Raw genomic sequence first — 17,841 nt, 5'->3', positions numbered from 1 at the left:
CGCCCTCAATTTTCACGCCTTCAAGGCGTCACCGTAGGGACATGGGGACTTTCACGAAATCGAGTCTCCATTCGAGCCGGGGCGGTTCAGGTTCCCCCGCTGACCTGGACAGCCTGATACTGGGACGGATGGTCCCGGAGGAAGCAGTCCAAGGTAGTGAGTAAGAAGAGCAACACGAGCAAGCGGTACACGGCCGAGTTCAAGAGGGACGCGGTCGCGTTGGCGTTGTCCTCGGACAAGACCGTCACCGAGGTGGCCCGGGACCTGGGCGTGAGCCCGGAGGGACTGCGGGGCTGGGTCAAGCAGGCGAAGATCGACCGTGGTGAGGGGCCGGCTGGGGCCCCGACCACCGCCGAGCGCGAGGAACTGGTCCGGCTGCGCCGGGAGCTGGCCGAGGCGAAGAAGGCCAACGAGATCCTGGTAAAAGCCGCGGCCTTCTTCGCGAAGGAGATCACGAAGTAGGCACGTTGTGCCGCTTCGTGCATGCGGAGAAGGCCACCGAGACCAACCCTGGTGGCTACAGCGTCGCACTGTTGTGCCGCACCCTGCGTCTGCCGCGGTCCACCTACTACGCCTGGCTGGCCGCGGAGCCGGCCCGGCGGGTGCGGCAGCGGGCAGAGGACGAGCTCGTCGCCGAGATCCGGGTACTGCACGCCGGCTCGCGGGGCGCCTACGGGGTCCCGCGCGTCCACGCCGCCCTGGCACGGGCCGGGCGGGCGGTGAACCGGAAAAAGGTCGAGCGGCTGATGCGCGAGCACCGGATCGCCGGGATCACCCGGCGCCGTCGCCGCGGGATGACCCGGCAGGCAAGGCGGGCCGTGTTCGCCGCCGATCTGGTCAGGCGGGATTTCACCGCGCCGCGGCCGGGGATGCGACTGGTCGGCGACATGACCGAGCTGGTCACCGCCGAGGGAAAGGCGTATCTGGCGACCTGCATCGATCTGGCCACCCGGGAAGTGGTCGGCTGGGCGATGGCGGACCACCACCGGGCCGAGCTGCCGGTGGCGGCGCTGCGGATGGCCGCGGGCCGGGGCAGCCTGGAGCCGGGCTGCATCATGCACACCGACCGGGGATCGGAATACACGAGTGATGAATTCCGCAGTGAAATACGCAAGTTGGGATGAGGCAATCCATGGGCCGTGTCGGCTCATGCTACGATAACGCCGCCGCGGAAAGCTGGTTCGCCGTATTGAAAGCCGAGATCGGTGCCAGTGTGTGGGCGACCCGGGCCGAGGCCCGCGCTGACGTCTTCCGCTTCATCGAGGTCGAGTACAACCGCAGCAGGCTCCGCAAACACCCCGAGTTCGGGTACATCACCCCACTCGAAACCCGGATCCGACTGCAACACGACTTCGCCCCCGCAGCGTAAGCAATCGCTGTCCAAGATCGCGGGGGAACTTCAGAGACCCCGCTGGAGATCCTTGTCTTCGCCCCGCCGAGCGAGGTCACCCACCCCGGCGCCGACTAACTGGCCTGGTGGGGTGGCCCCACTGTGCCCGGCGCCATCTCACCACGGCCGTTCACGCCGCCCGGCGCACGGCCCGCCGAACGCGCCTCACGGACCGCCCGCTCGGCCACCAAGCGCCCGACCTCCTCGCTGCCGGGGAGGCCGCGGAAGGTCAGCAGTACGGCCAATAAATCCCCTGTCCGCGGCCTCTGATCGCACGCCACTCAAGGACGGGGACACGACCCGCTGCGGCATGGATCCAGCCCCCGTGGCAAGCACGGTTGAGGATCCCGTCGAAAACGTGCCAGTCGGCATGGTGCCCACAGGCAGCGCACCGGTTCGGGTTGAAGCTGCGCCCCCGCTGCCACGCGGGTCGGTCGTGCAGCTGTGCCGCTATGTCTGCCGTGTCACCGTCCGGCGCGGCCAGGATGCGGCGCGCCATGTCGACCGCCTCAGGAAAGTCCGTGGTGGTGAACTCCTCTCCGCGAGGCCGGTACGACGGCAGCAGCCCGAACACCCACCACAGGGAAAAGGAGCACCGCTCGCACGGCGCCTCGTACGCCAACACGTCCACCTGCAACGAGCTCACCGGGCCGCACCTCCTCCACGTTGATCCTGGCACACCGCACCCTGATGCCCAGTCAGGAGACTCCTATCGAGTGCTGTGGCTCTCGAGCTTCTCGGATCGCCGGAAGACGGTTCGGGATGGGATGCCCGTCGGGGCACGCAAGACCCACAGCTCGCCGGACATGCCGGGGGAGAACACGTAACCGCCGAGCATGCTGACGCGGCGCCTCAAAACGGTGAGAGGCGCGCGGCCTCTTCACCGTGGACGTCGCAGCCGGTCCGCCCTCAGTATTCGTCACCACGCCCCCTGTGGCCCTGTGGTCCAGTGCAGGTCTCCCGAGTCCGGGCAGACATGCCATGAGGTAAGGAGATCGGCTCCTACCAGTTGGTCGAGCAAGCCGTGCAGTTCCGTGGGAAGGATGCCGCAGTCGTGTCTCATCCGGTCGAACTCGCAGAGTCCGTAGCCGGTTTCGGGGACGCTGTGTGCCGCGAGGTAGGCGCTCGCCAGTTGCGGGAGCGATCCGGCCGTCCCTACCTGGGCCGGACGACCGGCGCGCAGCGCCCAGTCCGCGGCCTGCATCCGGTCGGGGCGGGCGGGAGCCTGACTGAGCAGCGTGGCGTCCAGGAGTTCGATAACCACGGCGTTGGCGGCGGAGCTGGTCGTGCACAGCCACCGGGCCCGCTCCAGCTCCCGCCACGATGCCGGGCTGTCCGCGAGGCGGAGACTGCGCAGCAGCCCTGCGGGCAGACGAACCTGCGCCTGGGCATTCATGCGCAGGGCACACTGCAGAGCGAGCAGCCGAGCGCAGGCCGAGGTACCGGCCGGGAGTGCGACGCCCAGGTAGCCGAGCATCTCGCGGACCCGGGTGCGCGCCCCTGACCCCCGGGGCTGCCGTCTTCGCCGGCGGGCGGCTGATGACGCCAGCCGAGGTAGGGCGGCAAGGGCGGTGTCCGGGACGACGGCGGCCTGCGCGGTGGCCGCGGCGCAGGCCGTGCAGGCGTCGGCGAGCCGCCAGACCCGTCCGCCGCGCTCGCGCGCGAGGAGCAGCCGGATGGGGCCCGCGCAGCCGCGGTGGCGGGGGTGCCAGCAGCAGCTGCGTTCGTGGCACTGGCAGATCCGCAGGTGGGGTGGACGGAGATCGGCGCGGGCGTGCTGGGCGAGGTGGGCGAGGACGGCCGAGCGGGCGGCTGCCGCGGTAACCCGGCGGGGGCCATGCGGGCACTGCCGGCAGACGAGGACGAGCTCGCCGGAGTGTGAGCGCAGTTCCACGGTCCAGGCGCGTGGCGTCGCGGGGCATGGTGTGCGCAGCCTCATGGGCGCGTGTTCCTCCTCCTGTCGCGTCCCACGCTTGCCCCGGCTGGTGATGGGGGCGACCGCCCACCGTAGTGCAGACCTCTGCCCTTCGGAGTGGCCGCCACCTGGAGAAATAGGGCAGAGGTCTGCACTGACAGGGCAGGAGTCTGCACCGTCGGATGGTCGGGTGACGATCTTGCCGCCCGATCCGGACCTCAACGCGCTGCGCCTGGAGCTCGCGCGCCTGCGGGCCGCACGCGGGTGGACCTACGACGAGCTCGCCGCCCGCAGCGGCCTGGCCCGACGGACCGTCATCGAGATTGAACAGGGCCGCACGATCGGCACCCTGAGAACCTGGCACGCCCTCGCCCACGCCCTGGGCACCCCCTTCGACGAACTCTTCGGCACGCTGTGCCGCGGGCACGACCTTCCCGGCCCCACCCGCGAATGACGGCCCCGGCAGGCCGCCGGCACGGATCACCCGAACGACGACACGCCGTCGAACGCACGGTCAGCGACTCGTACGCCCGTCCCTCTTGGTGCGGCTGACCGGGCGATACGGCGGCACCGGTGCCGCAGGTGCGGCGTGTTGGCTGGCAGATTCGCCCGCATGCGCTCCACACCTTCTCCCTCGCCCCGGCGCTGGGACGGCAGCCCGGTCACCGTTCCCCCGCGCCGCTCCCTCCGCGTGGCCTCCGACGGCACCAGCCGGCTACTGCGCTGCGGTCAAGGCGACCGCTGCCGCGACTGCGGCAACCGCATCGAGTGGTACCACCGCAGCACGCAGCGGCCGGTACGCCTCCATCCGCACGAACTGCCGTCCGCGCGGGTACCCGCCAGCTGCCGCTGGCACGTCAGCTCCGGCATCGCCCACCCAGCGGGAGACGGCAGCGGCTGGTGCCGCATCCCACACGCCACCGTGTGCCCCGCCCGGGAGGCGTCCTCGGTTCCGCCCGAACTGGCAGGGCTGCGCCGGACTCTGGCCATCAACACCCGCCGCCTGATCGACACCGGCACCTTCACCCCGCCGCCCGCTGAGGCGGACGACCCGGTGCCGCAGCGAGCCGACCGCCATCGACCCCACCGCCCACCTGACCGCGGAGCAGATCGAGGAGCTCGGCCGCGAGCTGGACGCGAGTGCGGGGTCGAGACCACCGTCAGGGTGCGTACGCGGCCGGGGTGGGCGTCCGCGGTCCACCAGGCCACCGCGCCTCCACCCGCACCAACTCCCCCTCCACACCCAGAACATCCAGGAGGGAGAAGTCCACCTTCCTGGGAGCGGGAGGTGAGGACGACGTTTCCGCCGGCCTCCGCGATGGCCTGGGCGATGGCCAGCCCGATGCCGCGCGAGGCCCCGGTGACGACGGCGGTGCGACCGGTGAGATCGAGTCCTGCCATGTCAGCTCACCGCCGCCGTCGCCGCGTCGCGGTACCGCCGCAGTTCCTGCTTGGCGATGGCCCGCTTGTGTACCTCGTCGGGACCGTCCGCCAGCCGCAGCGTCCGCAGATGCGCGTACATCATCGCCAACGGGAAGTCGTCGGTCACTCCCGCTCCCCCGTGCACCTGGATCGCGCGGTCGACGATCCTCAACGCGATGTCGGGGGCGGCCACCTTGATGGCGGCGATCTCGGTGCGCGCTTCCTTGTTGCCGACCGTGTCCATCAGGTACGCGGCCTTGAGCGTGAGCAGGCGGATCATCTCGATGTCGATCCGCGCTTCCGCGATCCAGTCCTGGATGTTGGACCGTTCGGCGACCGGGCTGCCGAAGGTCACCCGTGACTGTGCGCGCCGGCACATCAGTTCCAGCGCCCGCTCGGCCGCGCCGATGGCCCGCATGCAGTGGTGGATACGACCGGGCCCGAGCCGGGCCTGGCTGATCGCGAAACCCTCGCCCTCGCCCTTGAGCACGTCCTTGGCCGGCACCCGGACATGCTCGAAGATGATCTCCGCATGGCCCTCGCGATCCGCGTACCCGAACACCGGGAGGTTGCGGACCACAGTGACGCCGGGGGCGTCGATCGGGACGACCATCATCGACTGCTGGCGATGCGGGGCCGCCGTGGGGTCGGTCTTGCCCATCACGATGAGCACCTTGCAGTTCTTGTGCATCGCGTTCGAGGCGAACCACTTGCGGCCGTTGAGCACGTACGCGTCGCCGTCGCGCTCCATGCGCAGCTCGATGTTGGTGGCGTCGGAGCTGGCCACGGCCGGCTCGGTCATCGCGAAGGCCGAGGCCATCGTCCCGTCGAGCAGCGGCCCCAGGTACTTCTCCTTGTGCTCGTCGCTGCCGAACAGCGTGAGCACCTCCATGTTGCCGGTGTCGGGCGCGTTGCAGTTGCACGCCTCGGAGGCGATGTGGCTGCGGCCCATGATCTCCGCCAGCGGCGCGTACTCGAGGTTCGTCAGACCGGGGCCCCACTCCGGGTGCGGGTGGAACAGGTTCCACAGACCGCGCCTGCGCGCCTCCGCCTTCAGCTCCTCAAGGATCGGCGGGTGGAAGTGCGGGTCGCCCGACGCGCGCATCTGCTCGTCGTACACCGCCTCGGCGGGGTAGATGTGCTCATCCATGAACTCGAGCAGATCCGCCCGGTACTTCTTGGCGCGGTCCGACATCTCAAACAGGGACATCCGAACTCCTCACGGGGAGGGAGGGAAAGTAGGGCGGGCGCTTGTCCAGGTGGCTGGCCACCCCCTCGATGACGTCGGACCCGCGGAAGGCCTGGAGCATGAGGCCTTCCGCACGGGTCACGGAATCGGCGTAGGTGCCGTCCGCGTCGTGGCTCAGTTGGCTCTTGATGGTGGCCATGGATGCCGGGGAACAGCGCGTCGCCAGATCGGCGGCGTACGCCACAGCGGCATCCACCACGCTGCCGGTGGGGACCAGGTGGTCGAGGAGTCCGACGCGGAAAGCCTCATCGGCACCCACCATGCGACTCGACAGCAACAGGTCCGCCGCCCGGCTGTGCCCCACCAGCCGGGGCAACAGCCAGGAGATCCCGTACTCGGCGATCAGTCCGCGCTGTGCGAACGCCGTGGTGAACCGGGCCGAGGGCGATCCGAAGCGAATGTCGCAGTAGAGCGCCTCCACCATGCCCAGGCCGGCGGCCACCCCGTTGATCGCTCCGATCAGCGGTTTGCGCAGGGTCCGCGGAATGTCCCGCGGACCGCGCCGTGCCCTGTCCGCCTCGGAGACCTCGCTCACCGCCTGCAGCTGTTGCAGGTCGGCTCCGGCGCAGAACCCGCGACCCGAGCCGGTGACCACGACGGCGCGTACGTCCGGGTCGTCTTCGGCGGCGTCGAGCAGCGCGACATAGCGGTCCTCGAGTTCGTCGGTCCAGGCGTTCAGCTTGGCGGGCCGGTTGAACGTGAGCACCAGCACCGGCCCTCGGTGTTCGGCGAGGACGAGCTCGCCCGACGCGCCGGTCATGCCTGCGCCAGCAGGGAGCTCTGGTACCGGCGCATGCCGCGCAGCCACCGGTCGTAGTCCGAGCCCTTGTGCCGGTACGTCTCAAGGACGTCCTCATGCGGCAGGACGAGGAAGCGCTCGTTCTCGATGGCGGCCAGGACGGCGTCGGCGACTTCGGCCGGCTCCAGGACGTCACCGGCGGAGGTGACGGCCCGCGTCGCGGCTCTTCCCAGTGCGTCCCCGGAGTCCTCCCCAGCATCCTGGTGTTCACGCCCATCGGGGACGGACAACTGACCCGGACCCCGCGATCGCCGTAGGTGACACTCAGCCACTCGGCGAAGGCGACGGCCGCGTGCTTGGTGACGGCGTACGTGGCGGAGCCGACCCGGGTGAGAAGTCCGGCCGCCGAAGCGGTGCTGACGAAGTAGCCCTCACCGCACTCGAGCCACTGCGGTACCAGCAGCCTTGCCGCACGGACATGGGCCCGCAGATTGACGTCGATCGCGCGGTCCCAGTCCCGCTCACTCACGTCGAGGCCGAGCGCGCCGCCGATACCCGCGTTCGCGAAGTAGAAATCGACCGGACCGAAGGCGCTCTCCGACAGGTCGACCAACTGCTGGACCTGCTCGGTGTCCGACACGTCCGCGCCGGCGCTGACGGTGCTTCCCGGATGACCGGAGTTGACTTTCTCCGACACCGCCCGCGCGGCCTCCGCGTCGAGGTCCGCGACGACGACCCGGGCACCCGCGCGAGCGAGCCGCGCGACCAGCGCGCTGCCGATGCCGCCACCCCCACCGGTGACGATGGCGACGCTTTGTGCAACGTTCACGGCAACCCTCTCCCTTGACGGGACGTGCGGTACGTCCGACCTGTATAATTGAATCCGACGTCAACTTCAATAGCCGCCCGCACGGAAGCACATGCAAAAGCCGCCCGACCACAGGGGTGCGAGCGGCTACGAGACAGGCGGATCAGCGGTGGCCGGGGAACCGGAGTGCGTTCGCCCAAAGGCGGGTGACCGTGGACACGAGTTCCTCGAAGTCCACCGGGGTTTCTTCTTCTTGCTCTTCACTGCGCACGAAGGCGTTGTAAGCCATGACGCTGACCATGCCCGACAGCGCGCGGGACGCCATCATCGGATCGACGTCACGGTCTGCGACACCCCGCGTCTGCAGGTCGGCGATGCCACGGGCGTTACGGCGGATGAACGCGTCCCCGCGCCGCCTGCGGAACTCACGGAACTCCGGCTCCACTTGGGCGACCTGCTCAAGCAGCGCCATCAGCTTCGCGTTCCGCTTGTATGCCGCGAGATAAGCGCGGTTGCTCGCCTCCAGCACCGCATAGGGATCGTCGGCCCCCTGCACCCGGCCCATGCCGGGATGCATCATGTCCTCCTGCGCCTCCAGGAGGACGGCGGCAAGCACCTCTTCCTTGTTGGCGAAGTAGGTGTAGAAGGACCCCGCCGCGCACCGGGCCTCTTTGGTGATGTCGGTCAGGCGGGTGTCGAGGTAGCCCTCCCGTTCGAACACCTTGCGCGCGGCCTTCACCAAAGCGGCCCGGGTCCGCGCTCCGCGCTGCGTCGTGGGCAGCTCGCGAAGCTGCGAGAAGGGCGCCACGGGCGGTGCCTGCTCGCTGTCGGTCTCCTCGGGCGCAGTGGTCTCCATCCCCGGGACTTTACTTGAATGCGACGCCACAGTCATAAATCCCAAGAGGGCAGACGGGACAGGCTGATGTCCTGGTTTCCGGGTTCAGGGGCGGCCGGCGGCAACGTCACCCACGGCGCTGTCGCGACTCAGAGCCGTACGGTCGACGGACCGCTTGAGGATCTTCCCGGTGGGGCCCTTGGGCAGCGCGTCGACGAACCGGACGATGCGCGGGATCTTGTACGCGGACAGCCGCTCTCGCGCCCAACTGGACACCTCGGCGGCCCCGAGTTCCGCACCGGGCCGGGCCGCGATGAGCGCGGCGACCTCCTCGCCGTAGTGGTCGTCGGGAACGCCGATGACGGCCGCCTCGACGATGTCTGGGTGCTCGTAAAGAACTTCCTCGACCTCGCCGGGGTAGACCTTGTAACCGCCGCGGATGATGAGGTCCTTGATGCGGTCGACGATGCGAAGGTCGCCGTCCGTGTCGGTCTCACCGAGGTCGCCGGTCCGCATCCAGCCGTCGGATGAGATGGCCGCGGCGGTGTCGACGGGACGGTTCCAGTAGCCGCGCATCACCGTGGGCCCCTTGATGTGGACCTCGCCGACGGTGCCCGGCGGGCACGCGTTGCCGTCACAGTCGCGCACCTGGACCTGCAGCCCCGGGACGGCCCGGCCGGTGTACCCGGTCTTGCCACCGCGGACGATGTCGTTGAAGGTGCCGAACGCGGTGGTCTCGGTGAGCCCGTACCCCTCCAGGATGGTGCAGCCGAAACGGGCCTCGAAGGCCCGGGCGATCTCCCCCGGCAGCGACGCACCGAGTTGACTTGTCCTCGCTTCGGCGTCAAGTCCTCGGGCGGTGGCTCGTCAGGCGGTGATCCCGAAGCGTTCGGCAAGTTGGCGGCGGGTGTCGGCGGCGCTGGTGTGCAGTACGCCCCCGATTCCGATCCGTGCCGCTCCGTCCAGGTTCTGCTGCAGATCGTCGATCATGACTGACTCCTCGGGGGCGACGCCGAGGCGTGTGCAGGCGATCTCGTAGATCCGCCGGGAGGGCTTACGGATCCCGACCTCGGAGGAGATGACGACCACATCCGCCACAGTGGCGAGGTCGACGCCGTCGTAGGTTCCGGTACCGAACGAATTGGACACGAGCGCGACGGAGCGGCCGGCGGCGCGGAGATCACCGAGCAGCGCGAGCATGTCCCGGTCGATCGACATTCCCGCCTGCATGCGGGCCGTGAGCCCCTCGGCCGCCACGTCGGCACCGTGGGCACGGAGCCGTTCGGCGAATCCTCGCTCGAAGGCTCGGGCGTCGATACTGCCGCACTCGTGGTCGGCCAGGAGGGTGCGTGATGCCTCGTCCCGGCCGAGGAGGTCCAGCGGCAGGCGCGGGTCGCCGCCGAGCGAGGCGCCGAAGTCGGTGAAAGCCCGCAGCACACTGGAGGTGATGACCCCGCCGAGATGGCGCCGCCGTTGACGTTGAACCGCTCCGGGTCGATGTGCAGTTCGTCCCGGCAGTACAGCGCCTGGGAAGCGAACGCCTCGTTGAGTTCCCACAGGCCGATGTCGTCGATGGTGAGGTTGTGCTGCTTCAGCAGCTTCGGAATCGCGAACACCGGCCCGATGCCCATCTCGTCCGGCGCACAACCGGCAACGGCCATCCCCCGGTAGACGCCCAGCGGTTCCAGCCCGCGGCGCTCGGCCTCCTTCGACTCCATCAGTACCGACACCGAGGCCCCGTCCGACAGCTGCGAGGAGTTGCCCGCCGTGACGCTGGACTGCGCGGTCACCTGACCGTCGGGCAGCACCGGCGCCAATCCGGCCAGGCCCTCGAGCGTCGTCGACGCGCGGTTGCCCTCGTCCCGGGTCAGGGTCACGGCCTCGTCCCGCACCTCGCCGGACTGCTTGTCCAGGACCTTCTTGACGCTGTCGAGCGCGACGATCTCCTGGTCGAACCGGCCGGCCTCCTGCGCCGCCGCGGTGCGCTGCTGTGACATCAGCGCGAACTCGTCCTGTCGTTCGCGGCTCACGCCGTAGCGTTCGGCGACGATCTCCGCCGTGTGCAGCATCGGTAGGTAGATGCTCGGCTTGCGCTCGACCAGCCAGGGATCCGTCATGCGGTGGGTGTTCATGTGGTCGTTCTGCACGAGGGAGATCGACTCGACACCGCCGCCGACAGCGATCTGCATACCGTCGCCGACGATCTGCTTGGCGGCCGTCGCGATCGCCATGAGGCCCGACGAACACTGCCGGTCGATCGACATCCCCGACACGGTGTCCGGAAGTCCGGCACGCAGAACGGCCTGACGCGCGACATTGACACCGGAGGATCCCTGCGGCACGGCGCAGCCGAGGATGACGTCCTCGACCTCGCCGCCCTCGAGCCCGGCGCGCTGCACCGCGTGCGCAAGGGCATGGGCGGCAAGTTCCTGCGCCTGGGTGTCGTTGAACGCGCCGCGGTACGCCTTGCCAATCGGCGTCCGTGCCGTCGAAACGATGACTGCTTCCCTCATGTCGCCTCACTGTTTGCTGTTGGTCCGGTTCGTCCGGGCTGCGGGGACCTGGGCCTGAACTCCGAGCTCCGCGAGCCGGGCCCGACTGCCGGTAGGCGGTGCCGAACGCCTACCGGGGTGACAGGGGTCGGCCTTCCGACTGGTTATAGATGAATCCGGCGTCAAGTTCAATCAGCGTGGACCCTTGACAGTCCACCCTCACACCTGAAAGGTACCGACCAGTCGGTACGAAGGGGCGGATCGTGACTCAGCTGAACATCTCCACGGCTGCGGGCGTATTCGACGCGATCGCAGCGGGTCCGCCCGAGGGCCGCCCGGTACTGCTCTTGCACGGCTTCCCGGAGACCGGGCTGGTGTGGCGGCGGCAGATCGAGGCGTTGGCCGCACACGGCTACCGGCTGGTGGCACCCGACCAGCGTGGGTACTCCCCCGCCGCCCGCCCACAGCAGCCCGAGGACTATCGCATCAGCCTTCTCGTCGACGACGCGGTCGCGATCACGGAGGAACTGGGCTGGGCCACGTTCGACCTGGTCGGCCACGACTGGGGAGGCGCGGTGGCCTGGTGGACCGCGGACGCCCACCCCGGCCGCGTACGCACCCTGACGGTGGTCTCGACCCCGCACCCCGGTGCTCTGGCCACCACCCTGCGCACCGACCAGGATCAGCGCAGACGCTCTCACTACATGATCGACTGGCGCGAGACTCCCGCGACCGAGGAGCGCATGCTCGCCGACGATGCCCGAGAGCTTCGCGCTTTCTACGCCGGAAAGGTCCCGCAGGACAGTGCGGACGCCTACGTGCGCCACCTGTCCCAGCCGGGCGCTCTCACCGTCGCGCTGAACTGGTACGGGGCCGGCCGCCCCGAACGCGCGATCGGGATCATCGACGTGCCCACGCTGTACGTCTGAAGCACGGACGACAGCGCGTTCGGCGCGACAGCCGCGCAGGAGACCGAGCGATGGGTGAACGGGCCGTACCGGCTCGAGACCCTCCAGGGCGTCAGCCACTGGATCCCCGAGGAGGCGTCCGAAACGCTGAGCCGCCTGCTGCTCGACCATCTCCGAGCGCACGGGAAGCACTGAAGCGGCAGCGAGAACCCTGTCGTCGGCCCTGAGAAGAGGTAACCCCGTGGAGACTGCGCGTGCGGCCTGGCGCCGCCTCGAGCCCGTCCACGCCATGATCTACTTCGCCCCCGAGGCAAGGCGACGGTACGCGAACCTCGGCCTGAGCGGTCGGGCCGGGTACTTCACCTCCCGGAGCGCCGCGTTCGGCCCGGCATCCGCCGACCTGGTCATATCGACCTTCTACAACTTCCACCCCGAATGCGTACGGAAGGCAGTCGACGGGGCCTGGGACACCACGACCCCGCAGCAGGTGCTGGACGCGCGGTATGCCGCGGCGGGCGAAGCCCTGCGACGGGCGGGAATCCACGAGTTTCCCCACTTGGACGAGGTGCTGGCACTGACCCGCCGGGCCGCCGACGCTGCCCGCGAACATGCGCAGGGCCGCCCGCTGTTCGCCGCGCATGCCGCACTGTCTTGGCCGCAGGAGCCGGTACTGCAGCTGTGGCACGCCCAGACACTTCTCCGGGAGTCCGCGGAGACGGCCAAGTCGCGTGCCTGCTGAGCGAGGGCGTCGGGGGCCTGGAGGCCCTGATTCTGCACGCCGCCAACGGTGAGGTTCCCGTCGACTTCCTCAAGGCCAGCCGCGCATGGCCCGAGGAGGAGTGGGCCGCTGCCGAGGAGCGCCTGCGCAAGCAAGGCCTCCTCGACCGAGACTCCCTCAGCCCGACAGGCGCGACCCTCCGCCAGCACATCGAGGACCGCACCGACCACCTGGCCCTTCCCGCCTACGCCGCGCTGGGTGACGCCGACTGCGCGCGTCTCGCCGAACTCGCGAGCCCGTTCGGCCGCGCCGTCGTCGAAGCCGGCCTCGGGCGTCGAGAACTCCATGATCTTGGAGGGGCGCGTCAGTCGGCTGCGGCGCCCTCGGCCTCCCAGCGCAGCAGGTCGCCCGGCTGGCACTTGAGCACCTCGCAGAGCGCGGCGAGGGTCGCGAAGCGTACCGCCTTGGCGCGGCCGTTCTTGAGTACCGCCAGGTTGGCGGGTGTGATCCCTACCCGGTCCGCGAGCTCGCCCACGGACATCTTCCGCTTGGCCAGCATCACGTCGATGTCGACGGCGATGGGCATCAGATCACCTCGTCCAACTCGGCCTGCATCTGCGCCGCTTCGACGTCGCGCGCGACGGCCTGGGCGAGTAGCATCCGCAGCACGCGCACGATGAGCGCGACCCCCAGGATGGCCACGCCAACCCCGCCCATGATGACGGTGACGCCCGGGTCGTCCCGCTGGTCCGGCGCGTTGACGGCGGTGACCGCGAACCACACGAGGGCAGCCGCCACGATCGCGCCGATCACGCCGTCCACGTACCGGAAGGCGGCGTGGGAGAACACGGTTCCGCGTCGCACCATCGTCACCAGCCGCCATACGCAGGCCAGGGCGACCTGGACCGACACCATGCCCAGGATCGTGATCACGCGCAGCGCGGTCAGCGGGAGCGACCCGTCCTCCGGGTCGCTCCCGCTGACCAATACCCACACCATCAATGCCTGCACGAACACGGTGCCGGCGAGCACCACCACGAGCAGGGCGCGCAGCGCACGCACGGTCAGCTTCCCCATGCCCCATCCTTCCATCGAATCACGATCAGAATCTATCGAGATTCGATAGATGAAGCAAGGGGTGGGACGGACGGAGGAGGGGCGGCAGTTTCACACAGTGGCGGAACGTCGGCGCCTCCCATGGCATGGCGGTCGCGCAAACCACCTTGATCTTGTCGAAGTCGGCCTCACTCGAACACAAATCTCCTGGCACCCAGCCAGGCAGCGCAGCCGGACACCGGGTTCCCGGATCCCGTGGCGTACGGTCTGATGTCGCGGGCATCCACCGTCGGCAACGGATCTGACCGAACCCGGCGGTGCCGCCGGTACAACCGAAGGATCTGAACCAAGACCGGGAATCAGGCCGCGACGAGCTCCTGCTCGCGGTCCGGCGTTTTGACCTTGGGCTTCTTGTTCGGCAGCGAGAGCCGGACGACCTTGCGCCACGCGGAGAACACCTGCTTGGGCAGCGGCCCGGTCACGTACTCCAGCTCATACTTCTCGAACAACGCGCGCACCTTCACCGCGACCTCGGCGTACCGATTGCTCGGCAGGTCCGGGAACAGGTGGTGCTCGATCTGGTGCGAGAGGTTGCCGGTCATGAAGTGCATGGCCTTGCTGCCGCTGATGTTCGCCGAGCCCATCATCTGGCGCAGGTACCACTGGCCGCGCGTCTCGCCCTTGATCGACCGGCGCTCGAAGACCTGTACGCCCTCGGGGAAGTGCCCGCACATGATGACCGAGTGGGACCAGAGGTTGCGGACCAGGTTGGCGGTGAACGTGGCGGCGAGTGTGGGGAAGAACGACGGGCCCGACAGCAGCGGGTGGATCACGTAGTCCTTGAGCACCTGCTTGCGGATCTTGCGGCCCACGGCCCTGGCCTGCGCGCGGAACTCCGGGTCCTTGCGGCGGCGCTTGTTCAGGTTCTTGCCCAGCTCCAGGTCGTACGCTGCGATGCCGTACTCGAAGAAGCAGGCGTTGAGGAAGTTCCACAGCGGCTGGCCGAGGTGGAAGGGGTGCCACTTCTGGTCCTCGTCGACGCGCATGATGCCGTAGCCGAGGTCGTTGTCCTTGCCGAGGACGTTGGTGTACGTGTGGTGCAGCTCGTTGTGCGAGTGCTTCCACTGGTCGGCCGGCGAGACATGATCCCAATCCCAGGTGCTGGAGTGGATCTTCGGGTCCCGCATCCAGTCCCACTGGCCGTGCAGGACGTTGTGACCGATCTCCATGTTGTCCATGATCTTCGCCACGGACAGCCCGGCGGTGCCGATCAGCCACGCGGGAGGGAAGAACGAGAACAGCAGTACGCCCCTGCTGGCCAGCTCGAGCTTGCGCTGCGCCGCGATGACCTTGCGGATGTAGGCGGCGTCTTTCTCGCCGCGGCCGGCGATCACCTCGTCGCGGATCGCGTCCAGCTCGCGGCCGAGCTCCTCGATCTGCTCCGCGGTCAGGTGGGCGGTGGGGTCGATGGCGGTCAAGGTGCTCCTACCGTTCGATGTCGCAGGGGCCCGCGGCGGCGGACACGCAGGTCTGGATGAGGACGCCCGGTTCGGCCTCGGTGATGTCGCCGGTGCGCAGGTCGCGGACGGCGCCCGCCTTGAGCGGCGTGATGCAGCCGAAACAGATGCCCATGCGGCACCCGGAGGGCATGAGCACGCCGGCCTCTTCGCCGACGTCCAGCAACGGCGTTGCGCCATCCGCGTCGACGGTCTTGCCGGTGGCGCTGAACGTGACCTCGCCGCCGTTGCCGGCGACGACGATGCTGGGGCGGAAGCGTTCGGTGTGCAGGCGCTCTGGGACGCCATGCTCCATCCAGTGCTCTTCGGCGGCATCGAGCAGGCCCGCGGGCCCGCAGGCCCAGGTCTCGCGCTCGGCCCAGTCGGGCACGAGTTCGTCGAGACGGGCGATGTCGAGCATGCCGTCTGTGTCGGTGTGCACCTCGATGAGCTGCAGCTTCTTGTCCGCGGCCAGGTCATGCAGTTCGTTGCGGAAGATCACGTCGTGCGGCTGGGGCGCGCAGTGGACCATGACGACGTCGTCGAATTCGGTGTCGCGCAGCATGCCCATGACGGGCGTGATGCCGCTGCCGGCGGTCAGGTAGAGCACCTTGGCGGGCTTGGCCTGCGGCAGTACGAAGTCACCGGTCGCCTGGTCGAGCTGGATCAGCGTGCCCGGTTTCGCCCTGCGGACCAGGTGGTTGCTGACCTTGCCGTCCGGGATCGCCTTCACGGTGATCGTGACGCGGCCGTCCTGGCGGTTTGTCGGCGAGGTGAGGGAGTAGGCACGCCACAGGCGCACCCCGTCGACGTCGACCCCGATCCGCACGTACTGACCGGCGGTGTGGCCGCGCCAGCCCCGTCCCGGCCTGATCACGATGGTCGCGGCGTCACCCGTCTCGGGGTGCACGGCCTCGATGCGCCCCCGCAGGTCAGCGCCCGCACGCAGCGGGCTCACCAGGTCGAGGTAGTCCGACGGCAGCAGCGGCGTCGTGACCATCTCCAGCAGTTTCCACGCCCTGCTGCGGAGGGCTGCACTCGTCATGACTCCAGCATGCTGCGCCTGAAGGCGTAAGGTCCTGACCGCAGGATGTGAATCTGGTCGGCTGAATTGTTCGCAGGGAACAAAAACATGAGCCATGCAATCCAAAGGGCCAGCGAACTGGCCCTGGGTGAGACGACGGTCACCGCACTGCGGGCAGCACTGAAGAGCACCGCCGACGAGGTCGTCCAGGCGATCATCGACGAGGTCCCGCCCTACGCCAACGCCCTTTCGGGCCACATGGGCGCCACCATCCGCCGAGCCGTGCGCACCGCCCTGGGGCACTACCTGGACCTCGCGAGCGGGAAGGCCACAGGCGGCGACGCCGGTGACGCGGCCTACGAGCTGGGCCGCGGCGAGGTGCGCGACGGCCGTTCGATGGACGCCCTGCTCAGCGCCTACCGCGTCGGCGCCCGCGTGGCCTGGCGATGCCTGGCCGCGGGTGCCGTACCCGCAGGTCTGCCCGCCGCCGAGGTCGCCAAGTTCGCCGAGCTGACCTTCGCCTACATCGACGAGCTCTCCGCCGCGAGCGCCGCGGGCCACGCCGACGAACTGGCCGCCCGGGGCAGGGACCAGGAGCGCCACCTGGAGCACCTGGCCCGAGACCTCCTCGCCGGTGCGAGCCCGGACGTGCTGCTGGCCTCTGCTCAACGGGCCGGGTGGCAGCCTCCGGTTTCGCTGACGGCGGTCCTGCTGCCCGCCGCCCAGGCCCGGCCTGCCTACCGCGCGCTCGACCCGAGCACCCTCGTCCTCGACGATCTGCCGGACGCCACCGGTGTGCTGCTCGTCCCCGATGCCGACCGATCACATCTCCTGCGGCAGCTGACCGACCGCACCACCGTGGTCGGCCCGTCCCGGCCATGGACTCGTGCGTCCGCCTCGTACGCACGAGCCGTACGCGCGCGCTCTCTTTCCTCTGATATTCGCGACACCGAGGACCACCTGCCCGAGCTGGTGCTGAGCGCCGACGTGGACGCATACGCGGACCTGCGTGCCCGAGCCCTCGCACCGTTGCGGACCTTGCCCGCAGCGACCGCACGGCGGCTGGAGGAGACGTTGCGGGCGTGGCTGCTGCACCAGGGCAGGCGGGACGAGGTGGCGGCGGAGTTGTTCGTCCATCCCCAGACCGTCCGGTACCGGATGTCGCAGCTGCGGGAGCTGTTTCCGGATCTCGCATCGCCACACCGGGTCCTTGAACTGACGCTGGCGGTAGCTCTTCGGGGCAGCTGACGCGTACGTCGACGGGCCACGGCCGCGTCCGCGAGCGGTTCAGCAATCGGGCCTCGTTCTCGGCGCCATCAACTGGATCCTGCGGCCCGGGGACAACGGGATGAGCCGGCTGAGACCAGGGGTGTCTGCGGCGCTCGACCGAGGTCGCGGCCGCGCATGCGGTAGGAGTCGCCCTTGAGGGAGATCACCTCAGCGTGGTGGACGAGCCGGTCGATCATGGCGGCGGCGGTGCCGTCGCCGAAGACCTCTCCCAGCGTCCGAAGGGCTTGCTGGTGGTGATCACGCAGGCGCGTTCGTCTCGGCCCGGGATGAACTGGAAGAACGGGCTCGCGGCTTCGGGCTCGAAGGGGATGCAGCCGACTTCGTCCACGATGATCCGCGGGATGCGGCTCAGCCGGGTCAACCGTGTATCCGGCGGCCTTCGCGGCGGAAGCCGCGGCTTCGGCGACGCGATGGGCCTCGTCCCTCAGAGCCCGTGAACAAACTGATCGTTGCGGGCGGGTGGGAATCCGTGAATTGACCTGAACAACCAGGACCTCTT

17 protein-coding genes and 6 pseudogenes are annotated in these 17,841 nt (G+C 69.2%); 9 read left to right on the top strand and 14 right to left on the bottom strand.

The annotated features are described in order from the left end of the window. Positions 1–156: 156 nt before the first annotated feature. Genes RMT89_RS38010 through RMT89_RS38000 form a run of 3 tightly spaced genes read left to right on the top strand, consistent with a single transcriptional unit; the run spans position 157 to position 1,369 of the window. On the top strand, positions 157–462 hold the full coding sequence (locus RMT89_RS38010) for a transposase (protein WP_315888332.1): 306 nt from the start codon (positions 157–159) through the stop codon (positions 460–462). A gap of 17 nt (positions 463–479) precedes the next feature. Next, positions 480–1,124 (top strand): IS3 family transposase, encoded by a 645-nt coding sequence (locus tag RMT89_RS38005; RefSeq protein ID WP_315888331.1) that lies wholly within the window; start codon positions 480–482, stop codon positions 1,122–1,124. An 8-nt stretch (positions 1,125–1,132) separates the two neighbouring features. Further along, positions 1,133–1,369 carry an IS3 family transposase gene (locus tag RMT89_RS38000; RefSeq protein WP_315888330.1) on the top strand — a complete coding sequence of 79 codons (237 nt, stop codon included), beginning with the start codon at positions 1,133–1,135 and terminating at the stop codon, positions 1,367–1,369. Positions 1,370–2,309: 940 nt separating this feature from the next. Here RMT89_RS38000 and RMT89_RS37995 read toward each other — a convergent pair. Beyond that, positions 2,310–3,329: a hypothetical protein gene (locus RMT89_RS37995; protein ID WP_315888329.1), complete on the bottom strand. Its 1,020-nt coding sequence runs from the start codon at positions 3,327–3,329 to the stop codon at positions 2,310–2,312. Positions 3,330–3,495: 166 nt separating this feature from the next. Here RMT89_RS37995 and RMT89_RS37990 point away from each other — a divergent pair, with 166 nt between their 5' ends. Both RMT89_RS37990 and RMT89_RS37985 read left to right on the top strand, forming a co-directional pair. Beyond that, positions 3,496–3,759 (top strand): helix-turn-helix transcriptional regulator, encoded by a 264-nt coding sequence (locus RMT89_RS37990; RefSeq protein WP_272173118.1) that lies wholly within the window; start codon positions 3,496–3,498, stop codon positions 3,757–3,759. 159 nt (positions 3,760–3,918) lie between these two features. Beyond that, positions 3,919–4,305: pseudogene (locus RMT89_RS37985) on the top strand (DUF6083 domain-containing protein); the annotation flags it as partial. A 206-nt stretch (positions 4,306–4,511) separates the two neighbouring features. Here RMT89_RS37985 and RMT89_RS37980 read toward each other — a convergent pair. The 8 genes and pseudogenes from RMT89_RS37980 to RMT89_RS37940 form a co-directional block, all read right to left on the bottom strand. Continuing rightward, positions 4,512–4,706, bottom strand: a pseudogene (locus tag RMT89_RS37980) (SDR family NAD(P)-dependent oxidoreductase); the annotation flags it as partial. A gap of 1 nt (position 4,707) precedes the next feature. Continuing rightward, positions 4,708–5,937 (bottom strand): acyl-CoA dehydrogenase family protein, encoded by a 1,230-nt coding sequence (locus tag RMT89_RS37975; RefSeq protein ID WP_315888328.1) that lies wholly within the window; start codon positions 5,935–5,937, stop codon positions 4,708–4,710. Further along, positions 5,924–6,736 carry an enoyl-CoA hydratase-related protein gene (locus tag RMT89_RS37970; RefSeq protein ID WP_315888327.1) on the bottom strand — a complete coding sequence of 271 codons (813 nt, stop codon included), beginning with the start codon at positions 6,734–6,736 and terminating at the stop codon, positions 5,924–5,926. The genes RMT89_RS37975 and RMT89_RS37970 overlap by 14 nt, the downstream gene beginning before the upstream one ends. Continuing rightward, a pseudogene (locus RMT89_RS37960) lies at positions 6,733–7,544 on the bottom strand (SDR family oxidoreductase). The gene RMT89_RS37970 and the pseudogene RMT89_RS37960 overlap by 4 nt, the downstream one beginning before the upstream one ends. 142 nt (positions 7,545–7,686) lie before the next feature. Further along, positions 7,687–8,379 (bottom strand): TetR/AcrR family transcriptional regulator, encoded by a 693-nt coding sequence (locus RMT89_RS37955; protein ID WP_315888325.1) that lies wholly within the window; start codon positions 8,377–8,379, stop codon positions 7,687–7,689. Positions 8,380–8,463: 84 nt separating this feature from the next. Beyond that, the gene (locus tag RMT89_RS37950) at positions 8,464–9,168 is read right to left on the bottom strand and encodes an AMP-binding protein (protein WP_315888333.1); all 705 of its coding nucleotides are present in this window, start codon (positions 9,166–9,168) and stop codon (positions 8,464–8,466) included. Positions 9,169–9,225: 57 nt separating this feature from the next. Continuing rightward, entirely contained in the window at positions 9,226–9,615 is a 390-nt protein-coding gene (locus RMT89_RS37945; RefSeq protein WP_399498725.1) for an HAD-IA family hydrolase, read from the bottom strand. Between the two features lie 254 nt (positions 9,616–9,869). Next, positions 9,870–10,871, bottom strand: a pseudogene (locus tag RMT89_RS37940) (acetyl-CoA C-acyltransferase); the annotation flags it as partial. Positions 10,872–11,113: 242 nt separating this feature from the next. Between RMT89_RS37940 and RMT89_RS37935 the strand changes: the two are divergent. The 3 genes and pseudogenes from RMT89_RS37935 to RMT89_RS46180 form a co-directional block, all read left to right on the top strand. Beyond that, on the top strand, positions 11,114–11,779 hold the full coding sequence (locus RMT89_RS37935) for an alpha/beta hydrolase (protein WP_315888323.1): 666 nt from the start codon (positions 11,114–11,116) through the stop codon (positions 11,777–11,779). Between the two features lie 220 nt (positions 11,780–11,999). Next, the gene (locus RMT89_RS37930; protein ID WP_315888322.1) at positions 12,000–12,497 is read left to right on the top strand and encodes an SCO6745 family protein; all 498 of its coding nucleotides are present in this window, start codon (positions 12,000–12,002) and stop codon (positions 12,495–12,497) included. Beyond that, positions 12,437–12,745: pseudogene (locus tag RMT89_RS46180) on the top strand (hypothetical protein); the annotation flags it as partial. The gene RMT89_RS37930 and the pseudogene RMT89_RS46180, both read left to right, overlap by 61 nt. A gap of 95 nt (positions 12,746–12,840) precedes the next feature. Here RMT89_RS46180 and RMT89_RS37925 read toward each other — a convergent pair. From RMT89_RS37925 to RMT89_RS37910, 4 genes are all read right to left on the bottom strand, one after another. Further along, positions 12,841–13,062 carry a helix-turn-helix transcriptional regulator gene (locus RMT89_RS37925; protein WP_315888321.1) on the bottom strand — a complete coding sequence of 74 codons (222 nt, stop codon included), beginning with the start codon at positions 13,060–13,062 and terminating at the stop codon, positions 12,841–12,843. After that, on the bottom strand, positions 13,062–13,553 hold the full coding sequence (locus RMT89_RS37920; protein WP_315888320.1) for a DUF2975 domain-containing protein: 492 nt from the start codon (positions 13,551–13,553) through the stop codon (positions 13,062–13,064). Before RMT89_RS37920 ends, RMT89_RS37925 begins: the two co-directional genes overlap by 1 nt. Positions 13,554–13,891: 338 nt before the next feature. Then, entirely contained in the window at positions 13,892–15,010 is a 1,119-nt protein-coding gene (locus tag RMT89_RS37915; RefSeq protein WP_315888319.1) for an acyl-CoA desaturase, read from the bottom strand. A gap of 7 nt (positions 15,011–15,017) precedes the next feature. Further along, the gene (locus tag RMT89_RS37910) at positions 15,018–16,073 is read right to left on the bottom strand and encodes a ferredoxin reductase (protein WP_315888318.1); all 1,056 of its coding nucleotides are present in this window, start codon (positions 16,071–16,073) and stop codon (positions 15,018–15,020) included. Positions 16,074–16,160: 87 nt separating this feature from the next. Here RMT89_RS37910 and RMT89_RS37905 point away from each other — a divergent pair, with 87 nt between their 5' ends. Beyond that, a complete protein-coding gene (locus RMT89_RS37905) occupies positions 16,161–17,300 on the top strand; it encodes a helix-turn-helix domain-containing protein (protein ID WP_315888317.1) in 1,140 nt (379 codons plus the stop codon). Between the two features lie 68 nt (positions 17,301–17,368). On the opposite strand, the pseudogene RMT89_RS46175 reads toward RMT89_RS37905, so the two are convergent. Then, positions 17,369–17,670: pseudogene (locus tag RMT89_RS46175) on the bottom strand (ATP-binding protein). Positions 17,671–17,841 lie beyond the last annotated feature (171 nt).

Source organism: Streptomyces sp. P17 (assembly GCF_032436805.1).
GTDB lineage: Bacteria > Actinomycetota > Actinomycetes > Streptomycetales > Streptomycetaceae > Streptomyces.
The sequence above is the reverse complement of the archived record's forward strand: the minus strand, read 5'-3'. Positions and strand labels throughout refer to the sequence as shown.

Coding starts and splice junctions, on each gene's coding strand:
- RMT89_RS38000 (WP_315888330.1), top strand. CDS start 1,133: ATGGGCCGTGTCGGCTCATGCTACGATAACGCCGCCGCGGAAAGCTGG.
- RMT89_RS37995 (WP_315888329.1), bottom strand. CDS start 3,329: ATGAGGCTGCGCACACCATGCCCCGCGACGCCACGCGCCTGGACCGTG.
- RMT89_RS37975 (WP_315888328.1), bottom strand. CDS start 5,937: ATGTCCCTGTTTGAGATGTCGGACCGCGCCAAGAAGTACCGGGCGGAT.
- RMT89_RS37970 (WP_315888327.1), bottom strand. CDS start 6,736: ATGACCGGCGCGTCGGGCGAGCTCGTCCTCGCCGAACACCGAGGGCCG.
- RMT89_RS37955 (WP_315888325.1), bottom strand. CDS start 8,379: ATGGAGACCACTGCGCCCGAGGAGACCGACAGCGAGCAGGCACCGCCC.
- RMT89_RS37925 (WP_315888321.1), bottom strand. CDS start 13,062: ATGCCCATCGCCGTCGACATCGACGTGATGCTGGCCAAGCGGAAGATG.
- RMT89_RS37920 (WP_315888320.1), bottom strand. CDS start 13,553: ATGGGGAAGCTGACCGTGCGTGCGCTGCGCGCCCTGCTCGTGGTGGTG.
- RMT89_RS37910 (WP_315888318.1), bottom strand. CDS start 16,073: ATGACGAGTGCAGCCCTCCGCAGCAGGGCGTGGAAACTGCTGGAGATG.
- RMT89_RS37905 (WP_315888317.1), top strand. CDS start 16,161: ATGAGCCATGCAATCCAAAGGGCCAGCGAACTGGCCCTGGGTGAGACG.